Source organism: Pseudonocardia humida (genome assembly GCF_023898865.1).
Lineage (GTDB): Bacteria > Actinomycetota > Actinomycetes > Mycobacteriales > Pseudonocardiaceae > Pseudonocardia > Pseudonocardia humida.
Genome location: NZ_JAGSOV010000022.1, coordinates 21130 through 44176, shown reverse-complemented (window position 1 = coordinate 44176; position 23047 = coordinate 21130). Strand labels below are relative to the sequence as shown.

The 23047-nt window shown below is 74.7% G+C and carries 22 protein-coding genes; 10 read left to right on the top strand and 12 right to left on the bottom strand.

Translation table 11 applies throughout. The features are described 5' to 3' along the window. Nucleotides 1-3: 3 nt before the first annotated feature. The 3 genes from KDL28_RS10490 to KDL28_RS10480 all read right to left on the bottom strand — a co-directional run bounded on the left by KDL28_RS10490 (nt 4) and on the right by KDL28_RS10480 (nt 3008). Entirely contained in the window at nt 4-1263 is a 1260-nt protein-coding gene (locus KDL28_RS10490) for a sarcosine oxidase subunit beta family protein (RefSeq protein ID WP_252437271.1), read from the bottom strand. Then, nucleotides 1260-2558, bottom strand: coding sequence for a serine hydroxymethyltransferase (glyA, locus tag KDL28_RS10485; protein ID WP_252437270.1), 1299 nt, complete (start codon nt 2556-2558; stop codon nt 1260-1262). The genes KDL28_RS10490 and glyA overlap by 4 nt, the downstream gene beginning before the upstream one ends. A 204-nt stretch (nt 2559-2762) precedes the next feature. Next, on the bottom strand, nt 2763-3008 hold the full coding sequence (locus KDL28_RS10480) for a hypothetical protein (protein WP_252437269.1): 246 nt from the start codon (nt 3006-3008) through the stop codon (nt 2763-2765). A 291-nt stretch (nt 3009-3299) separates the two neighbouring features. On the opposite strand from KDL28_RS10480, the gene KDL28_RS10475 reads away from it, so the two are divergent. Then, on the top strand, nt 3300-4193 hold the full coding sequence (locus KDL28_RS10475) for an MBL fold metallo-hydrolase (protein WP_252437268.1): 894 nt from the start codon (nt 3300-3302) through the stop codon (nt 4191-4193). 19 nt (nt 4194-4212) lie between these two features. Here KDL28_RS10475 and KDL28_RS10470 read toward each other — a convergent pair whose 3' ends face one another. Continuing rightward, nucleotides 4213-4398, bottom strand: coding sequence for a hypothetical protein (locus tag KDL28_RS10470; protein ID WP_252437267.1), 186 nt, complete (start codon nt 4396-4398; stop codon nt 4213-4215). A gap of 84 nt (nt 4399-4482) precedes the next feature. Further along, the gene (locus KDL28_RS41445; RefSeq protein WP_252437266.1) at nt 4483-5748 is read right to left on the bottom strand and encodes a PP2C family protein-serine/threonine phosphatase; all 1266 of its coding nucleotides are present in this window, start codon (nt 5746-5748) and stop codon (nt 4483-4485) included. A gap of 152 nt (nt 5749-5900) precedes the next feature. On the opposite strand from KDL28_RS41445, the gene KDL28_RS10460 reads away from it, so the two are divergent. The 6 genes from KDL28_RS10460 to KDL28_RS10435 all read left to right on the top strand — a co-directional run bounded on the left by KDL28_RS10460 (nt 5901) and on the right by KDL28_RS10435 (nt 11583). Then, nucleotides 5901-6908: an ABC transporter substrate-binding protein gene (locus KDL28_RS10460; RefSeq protein ID WP_252437265.1), complete on the top strand. Its 1008-nt coding sequence runs from the start codon at nt 5901-5903 to the stop codon at nt 6906-6908. A 7-nt stretch (nt 6909-6915) separates the two neighbouring features. Beyond that, on the top strand, nt 6916-7962 hold the full coding sequence (locus KDL28_RS10455) for a FecCD family ABC transporter permease (protein ID WP_252437262.1): 1047 nt from the start codon (nt 6916-6918) through the stop codon (nt 7960-7962). Nucleotides 7963-7970: 8 nt separating this feature from the next. Next, entirely contained in the window at nt 7971-9038 is a 1068-nt protein-coding gene (locus tag KDL28_RS10450; protein WP_252437261.1) for a FecCD family ABC transporter permease, read from the top strand. Then, nucleotides 9035-9808, top strand: a complete 774-nt coding sequence (locus KDL28_RS10445) for an ABC transporter ATP-binding protein (RefSeq protein ID WP_252437259.1) — start codon at nt 9035-9037, stop codon at nt 9806-9808. The genes KDL28_RS10450 and KDL28_RS10445 overlap by 4 nt, the downstream gene beginning before the upstream one ends. A gap of 88 nt (nt 9809-9896) precedes the next feature. Beyond that, nucleotides 9897-10565 (top strand): HEAT repeat domain-containing protein, encoded by a 669-nt coding sequence (locus KDL28_RS10440; protein ID WP_252437258.1) that lies wholly within the window; start codon nt 9897-9899, stop codon nt 10563-10565. A gap of 4 nt (nt 10566-10569) precedes the next feature. Continuing rightward, nucleotides 10570-11583: a MerR family transcriptional regulator gene (locus tag KDL28_RS10435; RefSeq protein WP_252437257.1), complete on the top strand. Its 1014-nt coding sequence runs from the start codon at nt 10570-10572 to the stop codon at nt 11581-11583. Here KDL28_RS10435 and KDL28_RS10430 read toward each other — a convergent pair. After that, complete coding sequence (locus KDL28_RS10430) at nt 11580-11846, bottom strand: GlsB/YeaQ/YmgE family stress response membrane protein (protein ID WP_252437256.1); 267 nt, start codon at nt 11844-11846, stop codon at nt 11580-11582. The genes KDL28_RS10435 and KDL28_RS10430 overlap by 4 nt on opposite strands. 3 nt (nt 11847-11849) lie before the next feature. Continuing rightward, a complete protein-coding gene (gene mgtA / locus KDL28_RS10425; protein ID WP_305882194.1) occupies nt 11850-14576 on the bottom strand; it encodes a magnesium-translocating P-type ATPase in 2727 nt (908 codons plus the stop codon). A 114-nt stretch (nt 14577-14690) separates the two neighbouring features. Here mgtA and KDL28_RS10420 point away from each other — a divergent pair, with 114 nt between their 5' ends. Together KDL28_RS10420 and KDL28_RS10415 are read left to right on the top strand one after the other, a co-directional pair. Then, a complete protein-coding gene (locus tag KDL28_RS10420; RefSeq protein ID WP_252437255.1) occupies nt 14691-15053 on the top strand; it encodes an ArsR/SmtB family transcription factor in 363 nt (120 codons plus the stop codon). 121 nt (nt 15054-15174) lie between these two features. Next, entirely contained in the window at nt 15175-15432 is a 258-nt protein-coding gene (locus KDL28_RS10415) for a dodecin family protein (RefSeq protein ID WP_252437310.1), read from the top strand. 24 nt (nt 15433-15456) lie between these two features. Here the strand turns inward: KDL28_RS10415 and KDL28_RS10410 are convergent, their stop codons facing one another. From KDL28_RS10410 to KDL28_RS10395, 4 genes are read right to left on the bottom strand one after another with little or no spacing between them, the layout of a single operon-like run. Continuing rightward, entirely contained in the window at nt 15457-16410 is a 954-nt protein-coding gene (locus KDL28_RS10410) for an alcohol dehydrogenase catalytic domain-containing protein (protein ID WP_252437254.1), read from the bottom strand. A 51-nt stretch (nt 16411-16461) separates the two neighbouring features. After that, nucleotides 16462-17118 carry a TetR/AcrR family transcriptional regulator gene (locus KDL28_RS10405; protein ID WP_252437253.1) on the bottom strand — a complete coding sequence of 219 codons (657 nt, stop codon included), beginning with the start codon at nt 17116-17118 and terminating at the stop codon, nt 16462-16464. Next, nucleotides 17115-18668 (bottom strand): class I adenylate-forming enzyme family protein, encoded by a 1554-nt coding sequence (locus KDL28_RS10400; RefSeq protein WP_252437252.1) that lies wholly within the window; start codon nt 18666-18668, stop codon nt 17115-17117. The genes KDL28_RS10405 and KDL28_RS10400 overlap by 4 nt, the downstream gene beginning before the upstream one ends. 4 nt (nt 18669-18672) lie before the next feature. Beyond that, the gene (locus KDL28_RS10395; RefSeq protein ID WP_252437251.1) at nt 18673-19332 is read right to left on the bottom strand and encodes a nitroreductase family protein; all 660 of its coding nucleotides are present in this window, start codon (nt 19330-19332) and stop codon (nt 18673-18675) included. Between the two features lie 111 nt (nt 19333-19443). Between KDL28_RS10395 and KDL28_RS10390 the strand changes: the two genes are divergently transcribed. After that, nucleotides 19444-21360: a flavin-containing monooxygenase gene (locus tag KDL28_RS10390; protein ID WP_252437250.1), complete on the top strand. Its 1917-nt coding sequence runs from the start codon at nt 19444-19446 to the stop codon at nt 21358-21360. Here KDL28_RS10390 and KDL28_RS10385 read toward each other — a convergent pair. Beyond that, nucleotides 21300-22832 carry an MFS transporter gene (locus KDL28_RS10385; RefSeq protein ID WP_252437249.1) on the bottom strand — a complete coding sequence of 511 codons (1533 nt, stop codon included), beginning with the start codon at nt 22830-22832 and terminating at the stop codon, nt 21300-21302. The genes KDL28_RS10390 and KDL28_RS10385 overlap by 61 nt on opposite strands. Nucleotides 22833-23047 lie beyond the last annotated feature (215 nt).

Here is a 23047-nt window from a genome sequence, read left to right as displayed (position 1 = left end):
CTCCTAGTGGGCCACGGCGGCGGCGCCGTGCTCGTCGACCAGCGCTCCGGTGGTGAAGCGGTCGAGGCTGAACGGGGCGACGTGCGGGTGCGGCTCGTCGTGGGCGATCGTGTCGGCCATGCACCAGCCGATGCCGGGGGTGGCCTTGAACCCGCCGGTGCCCCAGCCGCAGTTGAGGTAGACGTTCTCGTAGGGCGTGCGCCCGACGATGGGGGAGGCGTCCGGGGTGACGTCGACGATCCCGCCCCAGGTGCGCAGCAGGTGCGCGCGGGCGAACACCGGGAACAGCTCCACCGCCGCGGCCATCTGGCGCTCGATGACGTGGAACGCCCCGCGCTGGCCGTAGCCGTTGTAGGAGTCCACGCCCGCCCCCATGACCAGCTCGCCCTTGTGCGCCTGCGACACGTACACGTGCACGGCGTTGGACATCACCACCGTCGGGTGCACGGGTTCGAGCAGCTCGGAGACCAGCGCCTGCAGCGGGTGCGACTGCAGCGGCGCGGCGACGCCGAGCATGTCCAGCAGCACCGACGTGTGCCCGGCCGCGCACAGCGCGACCCGGCCGCAGGCGATGTCGCCGCGGGTCGTGCGGACCCCGGTGACCCGGTCGCCGTCGGTGGTGAAGCCGGTGACCTCGCAGTCCTGGATGAGGTCGATGCCGGCCGCGTCGGCGCGGCGGGCGAAGCCCCAGGCCACGTAGTCGTGCTTGGCGATCCCGGCGCGCGGCTGGTAGGTCGCGCCCTGCACGGGGTAGCGGATGTCGGCGGAGACGTTGACGATCGGGCAGAGCTTGGCGACCTCGTCGGGACCCAGCCACTCGGCGTCGACGCCGTTGAGCCGGTTGGCCTCGACCCGACGCACCGAGTCGCGCACGTCCTGCTCGCTGTGGGCCAGGTTGAGCACGCCGCGCTGGGAGAACAGGATCGGGTAGCCGAGGTCGTCCTCCAGCCCCTCCCACAGCTTCAGCGCGTGCTCGTAGATCGCCGCGGACTCGTCCCACAGGTAGTTCGAGCGGATGATGGTGGTGTTTCGGGCCATGTTGCCGCCGGCGAGCCAGCCCTTCTCCAGCACCGCGACGTTCGTGATGCCGTGGTTCTTGGCCAGGTAGTGCGCCGTGGCCAGGCCGTGCCCGCCGCCGCCGACGATCACGACGTCGTAGGTCCTCCTCGGCTCGGGCGTGCGCCAGAGGAAGTCGGGGTGCTCGGGCAGGTGCGCGCCCGGTGGCGTGCGCTGCGCCGATGATCCGCTCGCGAGCTCGCTCATGCCGGCAGCTCCGGGTAGAGGGGGTGGCGGTCGGCGAGCGCGGCGACCCGGTCGGCCAGGGCGTCGAGCTCGGACTCGGGGGCGGCCGGTCGCAGCGCCCTGGCCACGATGTCGGCGACCTCGGTGAAGTCGTCGGTGTCGAAGCCGCGCGCGGCCAGCGCCGGGGTGCCGATCCGGACACCGGAGCTGACCATCGGCGGGCGCGGGTCGAACGGGACGGCGTTGCGGTTGACCGTGATGCCCACGCGGTGCAGGCGGTCCTCGGCCTGCTTGCCGTCGAGCTCGCTGTCGCGCAGGTCGACCAGGACCAGGTGCACGTCGGTGCCCCCGGACACGACGCCGACGTCCTTCTCGGCCAGCAGCCGCTCGGCCAGGATCCGCGCGCCGCGCAGGGTGCGCTCCTGGCGCTCGCGGAACTCGGGCCCGGCGGCGACCTTGAACGCCACGGCCTTGGCCGCGATCACGTGCTCCAGCGGCCCGCCCTGCTGGCCGGGGAACACGGCCGAGTTGAGCTTCTTGGCCAGCTCCCGCCCGGCCAGGATGAACCCGCCGCGCGGGCCGCCGAGCGTCTTGTGGGTGGTGGAGGTGACCACGTGGGCGTGCGGGACCGGCGACGGGTGCAGCCCGGCGGCGACCAGCCCGGCGAAGTGGGCCATGTCGACCATCAGGTAGGCGCCGACGGAGTCGGCGATGCGCCGGAACTCGGCGAAGTCGAGGTGGCGGGGGTAGGCCGACCAGCCGGCGACGATCAGCTTCGGCCTGCGCTCATGGGCCAGGCGCTCGACCTCGGCCATGTCGACGCGGTGGTCGTCCTCGCGGACGTGGTACGCGGCCACGTCGTAGAGCCGGCCGGAGAAGTTGAGCTTCATGCCGTGCGTGAGGTGGCCGCCGTGGGCGAGGTCCAGGCCCAGGATCGTGTCGCCGGGGGCGAGCAGGGCGGCCATCACCGCGGCGTTGGCCTGCGCGCCGGAGTGCGGCTGCACGTTGGCGAACTCGGCCCCGAACAGCGCCGCGATCCGGTCGATCGCCAGCTGCTCGATGACGTCGACGTGCTCGCAGCCGCCGTAGTAGCGGCGGCCGGGGTAGCCCTCGGCGTACTTGTTGGTCAGCACCGATCCCTGCGCCTGCAGGACGGCCAGCGGCGCGAAGTTCTCGCTGGCGATCATCTCCAGGGTGCGGCGCTGGCGGGTGAGCTCGGCGCTCACCGCCCGGTGCACCTCGGGATCGAGCTCCGCCAGGTCCGCACCGAGGATCCGGCCGGGGCTGCGCAGGCCCTGCCCCACATCGACCGCCATGACGTGACCTCCGGAACAGCTGTTGATGAAGACTGATATATCAACTGCCGGTCACGGTAGGCGGGTGGGTTCGGGGGCGTCAAGGGTGTCTCGCTCTGGTCTCCTCCCGCCTGGGCGCCACCACCACCCCGCCCTCACCCGTCGAGAACGAAGCTGTCGTCGATTGGACCGGTCCAAAACGACGACAGGTTCGTTCTCGACGGGTCAGGGGTTGCGCTCCGCGGTTCCCTCGGCGCGGGCTTCGGCACCGGACCAGCCGGCGTCCCCCTCGGTCTGGCCGGCGACCCGCCCGACGAACTCCTCGTTCGTGCCGGTCCCGGTGGTCGTGGCGCTGTCGGCGTCGTCGTGGTCGGCGCCGCCGGTCTCGCGCGTGCGGGCGGTGTGGTCGTCCGCGCTGACGTCCTCGGCCGTCGGTAGCAGGCCGAGCTTCTGGCGCATTCGGTCGAACATCGTCGCCCTCCTCCATGTGATCTTGGAGGGATGTACCCGCGGGGGGCGCCGCGACGCCTCGCAGCCCGGCCGACTTGCCCACACCGAGGACGTCGCCCCCAGGCGCTCAGGACCCGGAGAACACCGTGCTGGACGAGGCGACCGCGCTGGGTCGGCGCGCATGTGCATCGAGCCCACCGCCGACCCCCGGCCCTACCCGGCGGCCGCCCCCGGGCTGAGCGCGCCCCTTCCCGCGCGCCGGCCGAGAGGCAAGGATCTTCCGGGACACCGACGTCGAACCGGGAGCGGGCGATGGCGCAGGGCTGGGAACAGGTCGAGCACGGCGCGGTCGCGGTGCTGCGCGCGGCCAACGGCGGCACCTACCCGTACGGGAACTCCCTCGTGGTGCGCGGGTCGGGCGGGACGCTGCTGGTCGACCCGTCGCTGGCGCTGGGCGGGCCCGACGAGCTGCCCGCGGTGGACGCCGTGGTGGTCAGCCACGCCCACGAGGACCACGTCGTCGGCCTCGGCGAGATCGACCGGCCGGTCCACGTGCACGAGGCAGACCTCGCCGGGATCCGCTCGACCCGGGCGCTGGTCGAGGGCTACGGGCTGCCGCCCGCGCTCACCGAGGACCTGGGGCGCAGCCTGCCCACCGACTTCCGGGTCGCGGCCCGGCCCGACGCCACCGGCGTCGCCGACGGCCACGTGTTCGACCTCGGCGACCGCACGGCCACGGTGGTGCACCTGCCCGGGCACACGGCCGGGCACAGCGGCCTGCTGGTCGAGCCGGACGGCTTCTTCTACGTCGCCGACATCGACCTCACCTCGTTCGGCCCGTACTACGGCGACGTGGGCAGCGACCTGGAGGACTTCGAGCGCTCCATCCGGGCCTGCGCCGAGGTCGACGCCCGCTGGTACGGGACCTTCCACCAGAAGGGCGTGGTCGAGGGGGCCGAGGAGTTCCGGGCGCGGTTGACGGCCTACCGCACCGTGATCGCGCGCCGCGACGCGGCGCTGACCGAGTTCCTCGCCGAACCCCGCTCGCTGGCCGACGTCGTGGCGCACCGGCTGGTGTACCGCCCGCACGTCGACACGGCCTTCGTCGACACGGTGGAGGCGCGCACGGCCGAGCAGCACATCGCCCGGCTGGTGCGCGCCGGGTCGGTCGTCGAGGTCGCGCCGCTGACCTACCGGGCGGCCTGAGCGGCGGACGCCCGCCGGCTCAGTGGACCACCGGGGGCAGCGTGTACTCGAACTCGTCGTCGTGCACCCGCGGCGTCCCCGGCCCGCGCAGGGGCACCGTGACCGGCGCCAAGGTGTTCGCGGTGACCTCGGTCCACCCGATGACGAGGTGCTGGGCCTCCTCGATCGTCACGATCAGCGGGTAGCCCTGCGGGATCATGTCCATGCCCGTCCCCTCCCGGCCGGCGTCCGATGCGCCGGTCCGGGATCGATCCTCACCCGATCACGCGCCGCGGGCCGGGTGGGGGCCTCAGCCGTCGGTGAAGCTCGGGATCATGCGCAGGTGGGCGGTGTGCGACCACTCCACCAGCAGCAGCGTGGCGTCGTCCTGCAGCCTGCCGTCCTGGTGGTCGAGCACGGCGATCGCGAGCCTGCGCAGCGTCTCGGGGGCGGGCAGGCGGTCGGCGGCGGCGCGCTCGGTCAGCTCGACGAGGCGGTCCTCGCCGAAGAACGCGCCGTGCGCGTCGCGGGCCTCGGTGACGCCGTCGGAGTACATCAGCAGCTGGTCGCCGGGTTCGAGCTGCTCGCGGGCCACGCGCACCGGGGGCAGCCCGTCCGACGCGCGCGTGGCGACCCCGAGCGGCACGCGGTGCGGCCCCGACAGCTCCTTGACGACCTTGCCCCGGCGGACCAGCAGCGGGGGCACGTGGCCCGCGTTGAGGTACTCCAGCACCCCGGAGGCGGTGTCCAGCGCGGCCAGCACCGCGGTGGCGAACCGCGGGGGACCGGGCTGGGTGGCGATGAGGGCGTGCGCCCGGTCGGCCACGGCGCGCAGGTCGCGCTCGCCGTCGCGGCGCGCGTTGCGGGTGCCGGTGACCGCGAGGGCGGCGGTGGTGCCTGCGCGCAGGTCGTGCCCCGCGGCGTCGAACACCGCGAGGTCGACGCGGTCGCCCTCGACGCTGTAGTCGTAGGCGTCGCCCGCGACGTCGCGGTGGGGTTCGAGCACCGCGGACACGACGAGGCGCTCGGTCGCCGCGGTCCGCGGCAGCATCATCTGCCAGAGCAGCTCCGACGGCGCGGAGATCGGGCCGCGGCTGCGCCTGCGCCGCACCCGGTCGCTGTAGACGGACTTCGCCGCGAGGACGTGCCCGGCCAGCCCGGCCAGCGTCCAGAGCCGCCGGTGCAGGAGCGGGTCGTCGCGCACGCCGTCGATCCGCGGGACCGGGCGCGCGTCGAGGCCGATGCGCAGCACGCCGAGGCGGTCCATGCCGTCGAGCACCGGGATCCACACCGTGCACCCGCCGTCCTCGGCGGTGCCCTCCAGGATGTCGCCGTACTGGTAGGCCCGCCCGGGGACGGTGGCGCCGATGTCGACGGGCTCCCGGGGCTCGGGGTGCAGCGGGATCAGGACGCGCTGCGCGGTGTCGGCCACGAGCAGCTCGGCGTCGAGCCCCAGCGGCCCGACCGCGTCGTCGAGCACCGCCGAGAGCCGCTCGGCGACGACGAGGTGGCCCGCGTCGATGACGTCGGCGAGCGCCCGCTCCCACAGCGCGCCCGGCCCGGTGCTGCTGCTCACCGCCGGAACCTACCGTCGCCGGGGCGGTGCGGGGGACGGAGATCGAGTGCGCCGGATCACGGCCCCTAGCCAAGACCGTCAGCTCTGGTTAGCCTGCCCTAACTGCTGAGTCCTCGGCTCACCCCCACCTGACGTGAGAACGGAAACCCACCATGCGCGTGTGGCGTTCGCTCCTGGCTGCTGCGGCTCTGAGCGCGGTGCTCGCCGGCTGCGGTGCCGAGGCCCCCTCCTCCGGTACCCCCGCCGGGTCGTCCGGGCCCTGGTCGTTCACCGACGGCTCCGGCCAGGTGGTGACGGCGGAGAGGACGCCGACGCGGATCATCGCGCACGCCGGCGAGGCGAACGCGCTGATGTCGTTCGGCATCCGGCCGGTCGGCATCTACGCCGACGAGCCGGTCGCCACCGACCCGAACCTCAAGGACCTCGACCTCGACGGCATCGAGATCCTGGGCGAGGAGTGGGGCAAGATCGACGTGGAGAAGGCGGCCTCGCTGCGGCCGGACCTGATCGTCGGCGACTGGTGGCCCGCCGAGAAGGCGCACTCCGGCCTGGAGGAGGGCGTCGACGAGAAGAGCAAGAAGCTCGCCGAGCTGGCTCCCGTCGTCGGCGTCTCGCAGGGCAAGTCGATCGTCGAGCTGGCCGAGGGCTACGAGGACCTGGCCGTGAGCCTGGGGGCGAAGGTCGACGACCCGCGGATCGCGGCGAACAAGCAGCGCTTCGACGAGGCCGTCGCCCGGTTCAAGGCGGCCGTCGCGGCCAAGCCCGGCCTGACCGTACTGGCGATGTCGCCCGCCGACGACCAGGTGTACGTGGCCAACCCCGAGTACGCGCCCGAGCTGCTGGACCTGCAGAGCTGGGGGCTGCAGGTGATCAACCCGGACAGCCCCGACCCCGCCTTCCCCTACTGGGAGAACCTCAGCTGGGAGAACGCCGACAAGTACCAGCCCGACGTGATCCTGTGGGACGGGCGCTCGTTCACCCCCACCGCCAACGCCGAGTGGGGCGCCAAGCAGCCCACCTGGTTCCAGATCCAGGCGGCCCGGGCCGGGTCCGTGGTGGCCTGGCCGGCGTACTGGCTGCACACCTACGGCGACTTCGCCACCGAGCTGGACCTGCTGACCGCGGCCGTGGAGGCCGCGGACGCGAACATCGGCGCCTGATCCCCGGGTGAGGACCACCGCCACCCGCGCCACCGCGGACCGCACCGCACGGCGGGCGACGGCGCTCGCGCCGGGGCTCGTCGTGCTGTGCGCCGCGCTCGCGTTCGTCGCCTTCCTCAGCGTCACGTTGGGCTCGCGCTCGATCGGCCTCGCGGAGGTGCTCGCCGCGCTGGGCAGCCTGCAGAGCGACGGCACCATCACCAGCACGGTGACCCTCGACCTGCGCGTGCCCCGCACGCTGCTCGGCATCCTGGCCGGCGCGGCGCTCGGCGTCGCGGGGGCCGTCCTGCAGGGCGTCACCCGCAACCCCCTCGCCGACGCCGGGATCATGGGCGTCAACCAGGCCGCGGCCGCCTTCGTCGTCTTCGCCATCACCGTGCTGGGCGTGCGGGGCGTGGGCGTGTACGTGTGGTTCGCCTTCGCCGGCGCGATCCTGGCGATCGTGCTGGTCTACGCGACCGCGTCGCTGGGTCGCGAGGGCGCCACCCCGGTCAAGCTGGCGCTGGCCGGCGCGGCGGCCACCGCCGGCTTCGGCTCGGTCACCACCGGGATCGTCATGACGAACGTCGACGCGCTCAACGAGCTGCGGTTCTGGCAGGTCGGATCGCTCGCCGGGCGCTACGCGCCGATCCTGGTCGGCGTCGCGCCGTTCCTGATCGTCGGGCTGGTCGCGTCGCTGGCCTTCGGGCGCGTGTTGAACGGGCTCGCGCTCGGCGACGACACCGCCCGCGGCCTCGGCCAGCGCGTCGGGCGCACCCGGGCCGCCGCGTTCGCCGTGGTCGCGGTGCTGGCCGGGGCGGCCACCGCGGCCTGCGGCCCGATCGTGTTCGTCGGGCTCGTCGTGCCGCACGTCGCCCGGTTCCTGTGCGGCCCCGACTACCGGTGGATCCTGCCCTACTCCATGCTGCTCGCCCCGCTGGTGCTGCTGCTGGCCGACGTGCTCGGCCGGGTCGTCGGGGCTCCCGGGGAGCTGCAGGTCGGTGTGGTGCTGGGGGTCCTCGGGGCCCCGGTGTTCGTCGGGATCGTCCGCTACGCGCGGCTGGCGGAGGTGTGAGCGCCACGATGCCCACCACGACGTTCTCCGCCCCGTCGCCGACGGTCGGGGCGCAGGCCGCGCTGCGCGCCACCCGGCGGCGCCGCACCAGGCGCGCGGCGGTGGTGACCACCGCGCTGGCCGCCGTCGCGGCGGCCCTGTTCGTGGTCACCATGATGGTCGGCAGCTTCGGGCTCACCGCCGTCGAGGTCGTCGTGTCGGTGCTGCACCTGCGCGAGGACCCCGCCGTCGACTTCATCGTCCGCGACCTGCGGCTGCCCACGGCGACCACCGCACTCGCGGTCGGGCTGGCCCTCGGCGCCTCCGGGACGATCTTCCAGCAGCTGCTGCGCAACCCACTCGCCTCGCCCGACTTCGTCGGCGTCACCTCCGGCGCCGGGCTGGCCGCCGTCAGCGGGATCGTGTTCCTGCAGGCGGGCGGGCTCGCCGTCAGCGGGTTCGCGCTCGGCGGCGCCCTGCTCGCGGCCCTGCTGATGTACGTGCTGGCCTGGCGCGACGGCGTCAGCGGCTACCGCTTCATCCTGATCGGCATCGGCGTGCTGATCTTCTTCGACGGCCTCACCGGCTACGTGCTCAGCCGGGCCCAGCTGTTCGAGGCCCGCCAGGCGATGCACTGGCTGACGGGGTCGGTCGGGCAGGCCGGCCCCGAGGAGCTGCGCCTGCTGCTGGGCGCGCTGGTGCTCCTGCTGCCCACCGCGCTGCTGCTGCAGCGACAGCTGCGGGCGCTCGAGCTCGGCGACGACGCGGCCCGCGCGCTGGGCAACCGCACCGAGCTCAGCCGGGCCGCCCTGCTCGCCACGGCCGTGGTGCTGGTGGCCCTGGCCGTCGCGGCGGCCGGTCCGATCATCTTCGTCGCGCTCGTCGCCGGCCCGGTGGCCGACCGGCTGCTCGGACCGGCGGCCGGCGGCATCCCGGCGGCCGCGCTCGTCGGCGCGGCCCTGCTGCTCACGGCCGACCTCGTCGCCGTGCACCTGCTGGCGTCCCCCTTGCCGACCGGCGTCGTCACCGGTGCCGTCGGCGCCCCGTACCTGCTGTGGCTGCTGGCCACCACGAACCGGCGAGGAGCGGGCGGATGACCCGGCTGCGCGCACAGGACCTGACCCTGGGCTACGACGACCGGGCGGTCGTCAGCGGCCTCGACGTCGACATCCTCGACGGGAAGGTCACCGCGATCGTGGGCGCCAACGCCTGCGGCAAGTCGACGCTGCTGCGCGGCCTGGCCCGGCTGCTGCTGCCCCGCGCGGGCGCCGTGCACCTCGACGGCACCGCGCTGGCCGACCTGCGCACCCTCGACATCGCCAAGGTCCTCGGCCTGCTCCCGCAGACCCCGGTCGCCCCCGACGGCATCACCGTCGCCGACCTCGTCTCCCGCGGTCGCTACCCGCACCAGGGCTGGTTCCGCCGGTGGACCGACGACGACCAGGACGCGGTGGCCCGCGCCCTGGACGCCACCGGCACCACCGACCTCGTCGACCGCCCCATCCGCGAGCTCTCCGGCGGCCAGCGCCAGCGCGTGTGGGTCGCCATGGCCCTGGCCCAGGACACCGACCTGCTGCTGCTCGACGAACCCACCACCTACCTCGACATCAACCACCAGGTCGAGCTGCTGCGGCTGCTGCGCAGGCTCAACACCGACGCCGACAAGACCATCGTCGTCGTCATGCACGACCTCAACCTCGCCTGCCGCTTCTGCGACCACGTCATCGCGATGGCCGACGGCGCGATCGTCGCCGAGGGGGCGCCGGGGGATGTCGTCACGGCGGAGCTGGTCGCGAAGGTCTTCGGCATGGCCTGCGTCGTCGTGCCCGACCCGGTCGCCGGGACGCCGATGGTCGTGCCGGCCTAGCGAGTGGGACGAATCGCGCGGCACGCGGGCCTCGCTTGACCTTGACACAGTGGCAAGGCCTTCACTGTGGCCGAGGAGGTGGTCGGCGATGACCGCGACGGAAGCGGACCAGAACACGCTGCGGGCCCTCGAGGGCCTGCGGAGCGAGAGCTCGTCGGTGCGGCTGCGGGCGGCGATGGCGATCGGCACGAGCCCGGACCCGCGGACGGTCGACGGGCTCGTCGAGCGGTGCGCGGTCGAGCCCGAGTTCTCCGTGCGCGAGGTGCTCACCTGGGCGCTCACCCGCCACCCGCCGGCGTCGACGGTCCCGAAGCTGGTCGACGAGCTCGGCTCGCGGCGTGCGCAGGCCCGCAGCCAGGCGCTGCACACGCTGTCCAAGATCGCGGACCGGCGGGCATGGCCGGCGATCACCCGGGAGCTGCTGACCGACGCCGACGACGAGGTGGCGCGCAGCGCCTGGCGGGCCGCGGTCGTGCTCGTGCCCGACGGCGCCGAACCCGGACTGGCCGCGGTGCTGGCGACGCAGTTCGGGCGCGGCGGGCGCGAGGTGCAGCTGAGCCTGAGCCGGGCGCTGATCGCGCTCGGGGACGCGATCGTGCCGATCCTGTGCGCCGCGGCGGCCGATCCCGACCCCCGCGTGCGCCGGCACGCGGCGGCCACCGAGCGACTGCTGCGCGACCCGGACTCCGGGTTCGAGCTCGCGGTCGAGGAGGCGAAGCGTGCCGTCGCCCTCGGCCCGCCGGGCCGGGAGGGGTGATGCCGTGCTGATCGGTGACGTGGCTCGGCGCTCCGGGGTCAGCGCCCGCATGCTCCGCCACTACGAGTCGCTGGGCCTGGTCCGGCCGACGGGCCGGACCGGGGCCGGCTACCGCGAGTACTCCCCCGAGGACATCCGGCGGATCTTCCACATCGAGAGCCTGCGGTCGCTGGGGCTGTCGCTGCGCGAGGTCGGCAGCGCGCTGGACGATCCCGGCTTCACGCCCTCGGACCTCGTCGACGACCTCGTGCGCCGCACGCGCGAGCGCATCGCGCGGGAGACCGAGCTGCTCACGCGGCTGAGCCGGATCGGCGCCGCCGAGCCCGAGGGGTGGGAGGACGTCCTCGACGTCGTCGCGCTCCTGCACGCGCTGGGGTCGGAGAGCGCCGGGAAGCGCCAGCGCGCGGCCCTGTCCTCCGGTCCGCACGCCCCGGTGGAGGCCCTGGTCGAGGCGGCGCTGAGCGAGGCGGACCCGAACGTCGCCGGAGCCCTGCGGTGGGCCCTGGCGCGCTCCGGCGACGGCGGGCTGGCGCTGCTGGCCGAGGGCCTCGACGCCGCGGCGGCCGACGTGCGCCGGCGCGCCGTCCAGACCATCGTGGAGATCCCGGGCGCCGAGGCGACCGCCGTGCTGCGCGACGCCCTCGCGAACCCCGACGTCGTGGTCCGCCGGTGCGCGGCCCTGGCGCTCGGGACGCGCGGCGTGGCCGACGCGGTCCCGACGCTCGTCGACATGGTCGTCGAGGAGGCCAACGACGTCGACGCGGCCGACGCGCTGGCCGCGCTGGCCGGGGATCCCGCGCTGGCCGACCGGATCGCCACCGGCCTGGTCGACCTCCTGGCCGACGCCACCACCGCGCCGTCCGCGCGTCGACGGCTGACCCAGGCGCTCGCCGACATCCCGGGGGCCACGACGTCACGCGCCCTCGCCGCCCTGGTGGACGACGAGGACCGCGCCGTCGCGCTCACCGCCGCGTACCTCCTCGACCTGCGCGCCGGGCGGCCACCGCCTCCGGACTAGGCGCGGGACTTGCGCCCGGTGACCCGGTTGTAGATCACCAGCACGATGACCGCGCCGATGATCGAGCCGATCCAACCGGCCGGCTCGAAGCCGCGCAGGCCGCCGGTCAGCAGGCCGAACAGGAAACCGCCCACGACCGAGCCGACGACGCCGAGCACGATGGTGCGAAGGAGGCCGATGTCGTCCTTGCCCGGCACGATCGCGCGGGCGATGAAGCCGGCGATCAGGCCGAAGAGGATCCAGCCCAGGATGGTCAGCAGCATTGTCTACTCCCTTGTCGTTCCCCGGACCGCCCCGTGCGGCTCCGGTGGGGTGGAGGGCGACGTGCACCGCACGTAGGCGGGCACGAGCGCGCGGACCGCGACCAGGTACCCGGCCACGATGAGCGCGAGCCAGGCCAGCGCGGCCGGGGGGATCGCGGTCATGTCGACCGCGGCCGCGAACGGGGTGGCGGGCAGGGCCAGCGCCACCGCGGCGACGACCGCCGCGACCCCCCAGAGCGCCGCCGACGGGCGCGCGCCGCGCGGGCGCAGGACCAGCAGCACCAGCACCTGGGACAGGATGCCCTCGAGGAACCAGACCGCCTGGAACACCTGCTGCTCGGCGGGGGTGTCCATGCCGAGGACGGTCCACACCACGAGGAAGGTGAGCAGGTCGAACGCGGTGCTCAGGGCGCCGAGCAGGAGCATGAACCGCAGCAGGCCGCGGTGGCGCCAGCGGTGCGGGCGGCGCAGCTGCGCCGGGTCGACCCGGTCGTGGGGGATGGCCAGCGCGACGGCGTTGTAGAGCAGGTTCTGCAGGATGAGCTGCACCGGCAGCAGCGGCAGGAACGGCAGGAACGTGCCGGCCAGCGTCATCGACGCGGCGTTGCCGAGGTTGAGCCCGGCGGTGATGGTGCTGTAGCGGGTGGCGGCGGTGAGGGTGCGCCTGCCCTCCTCGATCCCGGTGGCGACGACGCCGAGGTCGCCGCGCAGGACGACGAGGTCGGCCGCGGCCCGGGCGGCCTCGGCGCCGTCGGCGAGCCCGATGCCGACGTCGGCGGCGCGCAGCGCGTCGACGTCGTTGACGCCGTCGCCGACGAACCCGACCGAGCGGCCCCGCCCGTGCAGCGCGGCGACCAGCCGGGCCTTGTGGTGCGGGCGCAGGGCCGCGAACAGGGCGGCCCCCTCGACGACCGCGCCGAGCTCGTCGTCGTCCAGCTCGTCGATGTCGCGGCCCAGGATCGTCCGCCCCGGGGCGGTGCGCGGGGACGGGAGGGTGATCCCGGCTGCCGCGCAGACCCGCGCGGCGACCTGCGGCGCGTCGCCGGTGAGCACCTTGACCGCGACGCCGAGCTCGGCCGCGCGCGCGACGGCCGCGGCGGCGCCGTCGCGGACCGGGTCGACGAAGCCCACGAAGCCCAGCAGCGTCAGCTCCCGCTCCAACCCCGCCACCCCGTCGCGGGCCGCGTGCCGATCGACCCGGCGGCGGGCCACGGCGAGCACCCGCATGCCCTGGCTGCGGTGCTCGTCCAGGCAGGCCCGGGCCCGCCGGCGCAGGTCGTCGTCGAACGCGACGGTGCGCCCCTCGGACAGCACCTCGGTGCACAGCGGCAGCAGGGTGTCCGGGTCGCCCTTGGTGACCAGCAGCAGCGGGTCGTCGGGCCGGGTCAGGGCGTCGTGCAGGACCAGGGTGCTGCGTCGGCGCCGGTGGTCGAAGGGCAGCTCGTCGACCAGGTCGTACACGGCGTCGCTGAGCAGGGTGTCGGCGTCGTCGAGCAGCCCGCCCAGCGCGTCGTCGAGGGGGTCGGCGGGCACGGTCTGGAAGTGCGCGGCCAGGAAGGCGTGCCGGGCGACGCCGGGGTCGGGGCGCGAGCCGATGTCGACGGCGTGGGTGTAGACGACGCGGCCCTCGGTGAGGGTGCCGGTCTTGTCCATGCAGAGCACGTCGATGCCGCCGAGGTCGTGGATGGCCTCGAGCCGGGAGACCAGCACGCCCGCCGCGCGCAGCCGGCGGGCGCCGCGGGCCAGGGTCGTGGTGACGATGATGGGCAGCAGCTCGGGGGCCAGCCCGACGGCCACCGCGACGGCGAAGGTCGTCGCGGTGGCCCAGTCGCCGGTGAGGGTGCCGTTGACCAGCAGCACCACCGGCACCAGCACGACCATGAACCGCAGCAGGTCCCAGGTGGTGGCGCGCACGGCGGACTCGGCGGCGCTGCGGGTCCGGGCGCCTGCGCGCGCCGGGGCGTGCAGCCGGGTCCGGTCGCCGGTGGCCAGGACGACCGCGGTCGCGGTGCCGCGGACGACGGTGGTGCCGGCGAAGCCGATGGTGGGCAGGTCGGCGGGGTCGCCGGACCCGGTGGGCTCGACCGGCCGGGACGGCACCGGCGCGTCGTGGCCGGGGGCGTGCTTGGCGACCGGGAGGAGCTCGCCGGTCAGCACCGACTGGTCGACCAGCAGGTCGGCGCAGGTGAGCAGGCGCACGTCGGCGGGGATGAGGTCGCCTGCGGCCAGCTGCAGCACGTCGCCGGGGACGAGGTCGGCCACCGGGATCTCGCGCCGGCGGGTCGGCCCGTCGCCGATGCGGCGGCGCACCAGCGCGGTGGTGGTGGTGTGCGAGCGCAGGGTCTGCAGCACCCGCCGCGAGCGCAGCTGCTCGGCCAGCCGCAGCGCGATGCTGCACGCCGCGACGACCAGGACGACCACCGCGCCGGGCGCGTTGCCGACCACCGCCAGGATCGCGCCCAGCACGAGCAGCATCCCGGCGAACGGGCTGCCGACCGCCGTGCGCAGGTGGGCGCCCAGGCCGGGGTCGCGGGTGGGGGTCGGGGCGTTGTCGCCGTGGCGGGCCAGCCGCCGCTCCGCGTCGGCCTCGTCGAGGCCCTTGAGGGAGCTGAGCGTTCGGCGCAGGACCACCAGCGGTGGGGCCTCGGCCAGGTCCTCGGCGTCGACCGCCGGGCGGGGTGACGGGGGCGCCTGGGCGTGCGCGGAGGTCGACTCGTGCCGGTCGCCCATCCGGCCCCTCCCGCGCTCGTCAGCGGACCGCCGGTGCGCGCCCGCGAATCGACGGTATCACTTGCGCAACTGACGCAAGTGTTGGAAACTTCATCCCATCGCGGAAGGAGAGCCGTGCCCGAAGTCGAACCGGCGCTCGCACCGGCTCCCGTCCCGGTGCTGGAGCCCCCCGTGCTGCACGACGTCGCGTCGGTGTTCGGGCTGCTGAGCGCGACCGCGCGGCTGCAGATCATGTGGCTGCTCTCGGCGGGCCCGCGCGACGTCGGCACCCTCGCCGCCGATCTCGGTCAACCGGTGGCCGCGGTGAGCCAGCACCTGGCCAAGCTGAAGCTGGGGGGCCTGGTGCGGGCGCGGCGCCAGGGCAGGCACCAGATCTACGCCGTCGACGACGCGGTCGTGGGCGAGGTCGTGCGCATGGTCGTCGGCCGCTTCCAGGACCGCGGGGGGAGCACCGCCCGACGGGCCGGCTCGGCGTGAGCCGGCGCGGGCGCGCCCCGGCGAGCGGCGGGTCGTTGTGGGGGAGTGGGCGATGGGCGTGCGGCGAGTGGCCCCGGGTGCGCCCGGGACGTGGCGAGAAGGGCGTGGAGCTCAGGTGAGGATGGTGCGCGTCACCGAGGTCGTCGGCACGAGCGCGGAGTCGTGGGAGGCGGCCGGGCGCGCCGCGGTGGCCGACGTGGCCCGCACGGTGGCGGGGCTGCAGTCCGCGGAGGTGGTCAAGCAGGACCTGGTGATCGAGGACGGGGTGGTGGTCGCCTACCGGGTCCGGCTCGCCGTCGCCTTCGACCCCGGCGGCGGGGGCTCCTCGCGGCGCCGGTCGACCACCGTCGTCGACGAGCGGCGGGCGTCGGGGGTCTGACCGGCGCTGCCGGAGGACGACGGGTCAGAACGTGAGCACGAGCCGCCCGCGCACCCCGCCCGCCTCCAGCCTGCGGTGCGCCTCGGCGGCCCGCTCGGCGGGCAGCTCGTCGGCGACGCGCAGCGTCAGCTGACCGGCCAGCACCAGCTCGGCGAGCCGGGCGATGCCGTCGCCGTCGTGCAGGTGGTCGCGCACCTTCACCGGGTGCACGCGGATGTCCCGCTCGGTCGGCCCCGACCAGAACCGCACCGTGGCCAGCACCCCGCCGTCGCGGACGATGCCCAGCGCGGCGGCGTCCAGTACCGCGGCGTCGACCAGCCCGTCGACGCCCTCGGGTACGGCCTCGCGGAACGCGGCCACCTCGGCGGCGGCGTCGCGGGAGGCGGGCACGACCACGTCGGCGCCGAGCCCGGCGACCAGGTCGCGGTCGCGCTCGGCGGAGTCGGCGACGACCCGCAGCCCGGCGACCCGGCCCAGCTCGATCGCGTAGCCGCCGACCGCGCCCGCGGCCCCGGTGACGCCCAGCACGGCGCCCTGCGGCAGGGCCATGTGGTGCAGCGCGGACGCCACGGTGAGCCCGTTCATCGGCAGCGTCGCGGCCTCGGCGTCGCTGATCGCGTCGGGCACCGCGGCGACCGCGTCGGCCGCGACGACCACCCGCTCGGCGTAGGCGCCGCCGAGCGGGCGGCGCGGCGTGACGATGGCCATCACCCGCCGCCCGAGCCCCCACTCGACGCCCGCGCCGACCGCGTCGACCACCCCGGCCAGCTCCATGCCCGGCACCCACGGCGGCGCCAGGCCCTCCTCGGGGCGCGCTCCGACCTGGCGGAAGACGGTGTCGGTGGGGTTGACCGCGGCGGCGGTGGTGCGGATGCGGACCTCGCCCGGGCCGGGCTCGGGCACCGGCAGCTCGACGGTCTCCAGGACCTCCGGACCGCCCGGGCTCCGGACGCCGATCGCGCGCATGGTGGTCGTCATGCCCTCACACCTACCGTGATCTCGCCGCCGCCGCGTCCCCGGGCGCCGGCGTCACGCCGTGGCGCCGGTGCGGCCCGCGCCGAGCATCCGCCCGACGACCAGGTCGACGTAGCCGACCACCACGGCCTCCAGGCCGAGCTCGCCGTCGTCGTGGAACCAGTTGCTGATGCCGTTGAGCGCGTCGCAGATCGCGAACGCGGCCAGCCGGGCGTCGGGCACGTCGAACTCGCCCGCGCGCACCCCGGCCGCCACGACGTCGCGGACCCGGCGCTGGTAGTAGCGCCGGTGGTCGTCGACGACCGCCCGGTGCTCCGGGGTCAGCGCGGCCAGCTCGTGCAGCCCGACGAGGTGCTCCACGCGCCTGCGGTGCAGGTGCTCCAGGTGCCCGCGCACCAGCGCGGCCACCCGCTGCGCGGGCGTGCCCGGGGCGTCGAGCAGGGGCAGGTTCAGCTCGTTGGGCTCCTGGGTGACGGTCAGGCAGATCGCGTAGAGGATCTCCTCCTTGGACCCGAAGTGGTGGTACAGGCTCGCGCCGCGGATGCCGACGGCCTCGGCGACGTCGCGCATGCCGACCGCGGCGTAGCCGTCGCGGGCGAAGGTGCGCGCCGCGGCGTGCACGATCTCCTCGCGCCGGCCGCGACCCATCCGGCGCGTGGCGATCGGCTCGGCGGCGCGCTGTGCCGATGATTCGCTCGCAGGCTCGCTCATGCCGGCAGCTCGACCGCCCGCAGCTCGCGCTTGAGGACCTTGCCCTGCGCGTCGACCGGCAGCTCCGCCACGACGTGCACCGCCTTGGGCGCCTTGAACGCGGCGAGGTGCTCGCGGCAGAACGCGATCACCGCGGCCGGGTCCGGGTCCGCGCCGGGGCGGGGGACCACGAACGCGGTGACGGCCTCGGACCAGTAGTCGTCGCGGCGGCCCACCACCGCGGCGCGCAGCACCTCGGGGTGGCTGTGCAGGACCCGCTCGACCTCCTGCGAGGACACGTTCATCCCGCCGGACTTGATCATGTCGGTGAGCCGGTCGTGGAAGAACAGGTTGCCCTCGGCGTCGACGCGCACGATGTCGCCGGTGTGCAGCCACCCGTCGCGCAGCACCGCCTCGGTCTTCTCCGGCGCGCGGTGGTAGCCCAGCATCACCGACGGCGAGCGGCAGATCAGCTCGCCGACCTCGGCGTCCTGGCCGTCGTCGTCGACCACCCGGACCTCCAGGTGGGTGACCGGCTTGCCGATCCACGACGGGTCGCCGCCGGGGATGTCGTCGAGCGTGGCGAACCAGCCGACCGTGCCGAGCTGGGACAGCTCGGACTGCCCCCAGTAGGTGCCCCACCGCGCCTCCGGCGCGGCCGCGGCCCACGCCTCGACCGCCGCGGGCGCCACCTGGCCGCCGTAGGTCATGCACCGGCGCACCGCCCCGACGGCATCGGCGCCGAAGCCGGGCTGGGCGGCCAGCCCGAGGTAGAACGTCGGGGTCTGGGCGATCACCGTGACCCGCTCGCGGGCGATGATCCCCAGCGCGGTGGCCGGGTCGACCGTGGAGGGCAGCACGATCGTGGCGCCCATCAGGGTCAGCGTGGTCATCGACCCGAGACCGGCGATGGTGAAGAACGGCATCACGAACAGCCACGTGTCGTCCGGGCCGGTCTGCAGGCCCCAGCTCCACGCGGGCGCGGTGGAGATCAGGTAGTTGCGGTGCGGGATCAGCACGCCCTTGGCCGCGGCCTCGGTGCCGCTGGTGTAGACCAGCATCGCCACGTCGTCCTCGTCGACCTCGGCGTCGGGCTCGGTGTCGGGCAGCCCGGCCAGCTCCGCGTCCAGCTCGGGGCCCAGGGCGACCGGGGTGGCGCCCGCCTGGGCGAGCCGGTCGGCGAACTCGGCGTCGGCGAGCACGATCTCCGGCTGCGCGTGCTCGAGCTGCTCCCCGATCTCGCGCGCCCCGAGCAGCACGTTCACCGCGCTGAACGCGGCGCCGACCTTCAGCGCGCCGTAGTAGGCGGCGATCATCGCGACGCTGTTGCGGCCCATCGCCGAGACGACGTCGCCCCGGCCCACGCCGCGGGCCCGCAGCAGGTGGGCGTAGCGGTTGGCGAGCCGGTCGAGCTCGCCGTAGGTGACCTCCGAGCGGTCCGGCGCGTACGCCACGACGGCGAGCTTGCCCGGCTGCGTGCGGGCGTGCCTGCGGAGCTGGTCGCCGATCGTCGCCCGGGCGACCGGGGCCCGGTACTGGCCGCCGGTGCCCGCCCATCCCTCGCGCGCCACCGGCTCAGCCGCCGGTCGGGGTGGGGGTGGGGAAGTAGGGGCGCTCGAACGTCTCGGCGAAGACGATGTCCTCGACCGGCGAGCGGCTGAGCTTGCGCGGGAACGGCCGCTCCGGGTACCCGACGGCGATGTGACCGGCGGTGATGAAGCCCTCCGGGATCGCCAGCAGCTCGCGGACCGCGGGCTCGGTGATGCAGAGCAGCGTGGTGAACGCCGTCCCGACGCCCTGGTCACGCAGTGCGAGGCAGAGGTTCTGCACCGTCGGGTAGATCGACCCGCCGCCCACCACGGACAGCCTGCCCAGCTCGGTGTCGGTCGGGTGCAGCCCGTCGAGCTCGGCGCAGGCCACCACGATCGCCGGGACCTCGGCCATGTGCTCGGCGAAGTGGTCGGCGTCGCGGACCGTCCGCGGCAGGGTTGCGACGTTGACGCTTCCCGCGGAGATGCCGTCGAAGTAGGCCTTCCACAGCGGGAGGTAGAGGTCGGCGAGCGCCTTCCTGTTCGCGGGGTCGCGCACCACGACCCAGCGCACGGGCTGGCGGTTGCCGCCCTGCGGGCCGAACCGGGCCGCGTCGAACGCGCGGTGCAGCACCTCGTCGGGCACGGGGTCGGGCCGGAAGTACCGGCAGGTGCCGGTGGTGCGCATGGCCTCGGTCAGCTCCATCGCTGTCCTCCCCTGTCCGCGGTTAGGTCGAGCCTGGGAAGGATGGGGGTGATCGCGACGGACGTCAATACGCTCCTTCCGTCGTCGCCTAACGGCGGTTAGCTTGGGGGGATGAGCACCGACGCCCTGACCGAGCCCGTCCCCGGATCGCCGCCGGACCGCGACGCGCTCGCCGGGGCGCTGGAGCACGCCAACCTGCCCTCGCTGGTGCCGGTCCTGCACCAGCTCACCGGCGACCGGCGCTGGCTCGCCGAGCCCTACCGCCCCGGGCGCAGCCGCGGCATGGACGACAACGACGACGGCGGCTTCCCCGACGGGGTCCGCGCCGAGATCCGGGCGGCCGCGCTCGAGGCGGTGCTGGCCTGGTCGGCGGGCCGGGAACCGGCGGTCGCCGCCCCGACCGGCGAGGCGCTGGTCGAGCTGATGAGCCTGGCGGTTGGCGAGCCGGTGCCCGCCGAGTACGCCGCCATGACCGCGGAGGACATGGGCTTCCGCCCGCCCGAGCCGGTCCGCCCGGTCACCGGGTCGGGCCTGCGGGTGGTCGTGATCGGCGCCGGGGTCTCGGGCATGCTCGCCGCGATCCGGCTGCACGAGGCCGGGATCGAGCACGTCGTGCTGGAGAAGAACGACGACGTGGGCGGCACCTGGTTGGAGAACGCCTATCCGGGAGCGGGGGTCGACACCCCGAGCCACCTGTACTCCTACTCGTTCGCGCCGCGGCAGTGGTCGACCCACTTCGGCAAGCGCGACGAGGTGCTGGCCTACCTGCGCGACGTCGCCGAGCGCCATGACCTGCGCGGGCGCATCCGGTTCGGGGTCGAGGCCGCCGGGGCCGAGTACGACGCGGCGCGCCAGCGCTGGACGGTGCGCACCACCGACGGCGAGCGGATCGAGGCCCACGCGGTGATCACCGCGGTCGGCCAGCTGAACCGGCCCAAGGTCCCCGACCTGCCCGGGATGGCCGGGTTCCGCGGCCCGATCTTCCACTCCGCGCGCTGGCCCGCCGACCTCGACCTCACCGGCAAGCGGCTGGCCGTGATCGGCACCGGGGCCAGCGCGATGCAGATCGTGCCCGCGGTGGCCGGCACCGCCGCCCAGGTGACGATCTTCCAGCGGTCGCCGCAGTGGGCGGCGCCCAACAGCGTCTACTTCAGCCCGATCGACGAGCACGTGCGGCTGCTGATGGAGCACGTCCCGTTCTACCGGCGCTGGTACCGCACCCGGCTGGCCTGGAACTTCAACGACCGGGTGCACCCCACCCTGCAGGTCGACCCGGAGTGGGAGCACCCGCAGCGGTCGGTCAACGCGGTCAACGACGCCCACCGGCGGGTCTTCACCCGCTACCTGGAGTCCGAGCTGGCCGGCCGCGACGACCTGGTGGCCAAGGCGCTGCCCGACTACCCGCCCTTCGGCAAGCGGATGCTGCTGGACAACGGCTGGTACGCCGCGCTGCGCCGCGACGACGTCACCCTGCTCACCGAGCCCGTCGCGGCGATCACGTCCACCGGCGTGCGCGGCGCCGACGGCACCGAGGTCGAGGCCGACGTCGTGGTGCTCTGCACCGGCTTCGAGACGCACAAGCAGCTGCACCCGCTCGACGTCCGGGGCCGCGGCGGCGCCTCGCTGCGGGAGCTGTGGGGCCCCGACGACGCCGACGCGCACCTCGGGATCACCGTCGCCGGCTTCCCGAACCTGTTCCTGACCTGCGGGCCGGGCACGGTGCTCGGGCACGGCGGCAGCTACATCACCATCGCCGAGTGCCAGGTCCGCTACATCGTCGAGGCGCTGGTCACGATGGCCGAGCGGGGGATCGGGGCGGTCGAGTGCCGCCCGGAGGCGCACGCCGACTACGCCGCCCGCCAGGACGCCGCCCACGAGCGGATGATCTGGACCCACCCCGGCATGCGCAACTGGTACCGCAACCCCGCCGGGCGGGTGGTCTGCACGCTGCCCTGGCGGATCGTGGACTACTGGGAGATGACCCGCCGCGTCGACTGGGACGACTTCAGCACCGAACCGGCGAGGTGAGCCGGGGCGGGTGCCGCGGCGGTGCGCCGGGACCGGGCCGAGCGCCGCGCGCCGAGCACGGCCAGGATCGACAGGGCCGAGACGACGGCCATCCCGCCGAGGGTGATCCGGTAGCCCGCCACCAGCTGCTCGACCGCCCCGGGTGCCACGTCCGCGAGCGTGCCGGCGAAGACGGCGGGGCGCAGCGCCGCGGGCAGCGTGCTGGTGACCGAGGTGAGCGCCAGCGCCGTGGTCAGCACGATCGCGGTGTTGATCACCATCAGGCGCATGGCGTTGACGATCCCCACCCGGTCGGCCGGTAGCTCGTCGAGCAGGGCGGTGGTGTTGGCCGGCACTAACAGGCCCGAGCCGACGCCCAGCAGGACCAGGGCGACGCAGACCGCCGCGTACCCGCCCGACGCCGAGACGCTCACGGTCAGCAGCAGCAGGCCCGCGGTGCTGACCGCGGTGCCCAGCGCGGCGGCGCGGTGGGCGTCGAGCCACCGGTGCAGCAGCCCCGAGCTCGCCGCGACGACCATCATGGCCGCCGACATCGGCAGCACCCGCAATCCGGCGGTGACCGGGTCCTCGCCGTGCGCGGCCTGGTAGAACAGCGCGACCAGCAGCACCACCGCCATGCGCGCGACCGTGCTCAGGAACGACGCGGTCAGCCCGAGGCTGAACACCCGGTCGGCGAACAGCCCCATGTCCACGACCGGCTGCCTGCTGCGCCTCTCCACCAGCACGAACACCGGCAGCAGCAGCACGAACAGGGCGATCCCGACCAGCACGACGGGCGCGGTCCAGCCGTGGTCGGAGACCTGCGACAGCCCCAGCAGCAGCCCGCCCAGCGACACCAGCACCAGCAGGTTGCCCGGCAGGTCCAGCCCGCGCTCCCGCTGGGCGACGGGGGCGCGGCGCAGGGCGAAGACCCCCCACACCAGGCAGGCCAGCCCGAGCGGGACGCTGAACCAGAACACCCACTGCCAGCCGAAGCGGTGCGACAGGAAGCCGCCCAGCGTCGGCCCGACCAGCTGGGCCACCGAGAACGAGGCGATGTAGACGCCCATGCCGCGGCCGAGCTGGTGGCGGGGGAAGGCGTCGGTCAGCAGGGCGGCGCTGTTGGCCAGCAGCATCGCCCCGCCCGCCGCCTGCACGACCCGCAGCCCGACGATCCACCACTCGTCGGGGGCGAAGCCCAGCGCCAGGCTGGAGCCGGTGTAGGTGGCCAGGCCCCACAGGTACATCGCGCGCCTGCCGAACATGTCGGCCAGCCGGCCGAAGACCACCATCAGCACGGTGTTGGCCAACATGAACGACAGCAGCATCCAGCCGGCGGCCGCGGCGCTCGCGTCGAAGGCCCGCACGACGTCGGGCAGGGCGACGTTGAGCGCGCTGGTGCCCAGTGCGAACGCGATGCTGGCCGTGCTGACCACCGAGAGCACGCGCCACGCGTAGCGCATCCGGTCCCGATCGGTCGGGTCGGGCGCCACCGCTGCCTCCAGCCGCCCGGGCCCCGGGCGTCGACGGACGGGAAACTTGCTCGATGCTAAGTGTTGGGTCGGGGCCCGGCCGTCGTCGGCCGCAGTGGCCTACCTCACGGCGCGCTCGGGAGCCGATCACCAGGTCGCTGTCGGAGCGGGCGCCGGGGTAGCGGTGGGTCCACCGGGTCCCGCCGGCCCGACCACGAGCACGTCCAGGTGCGGGG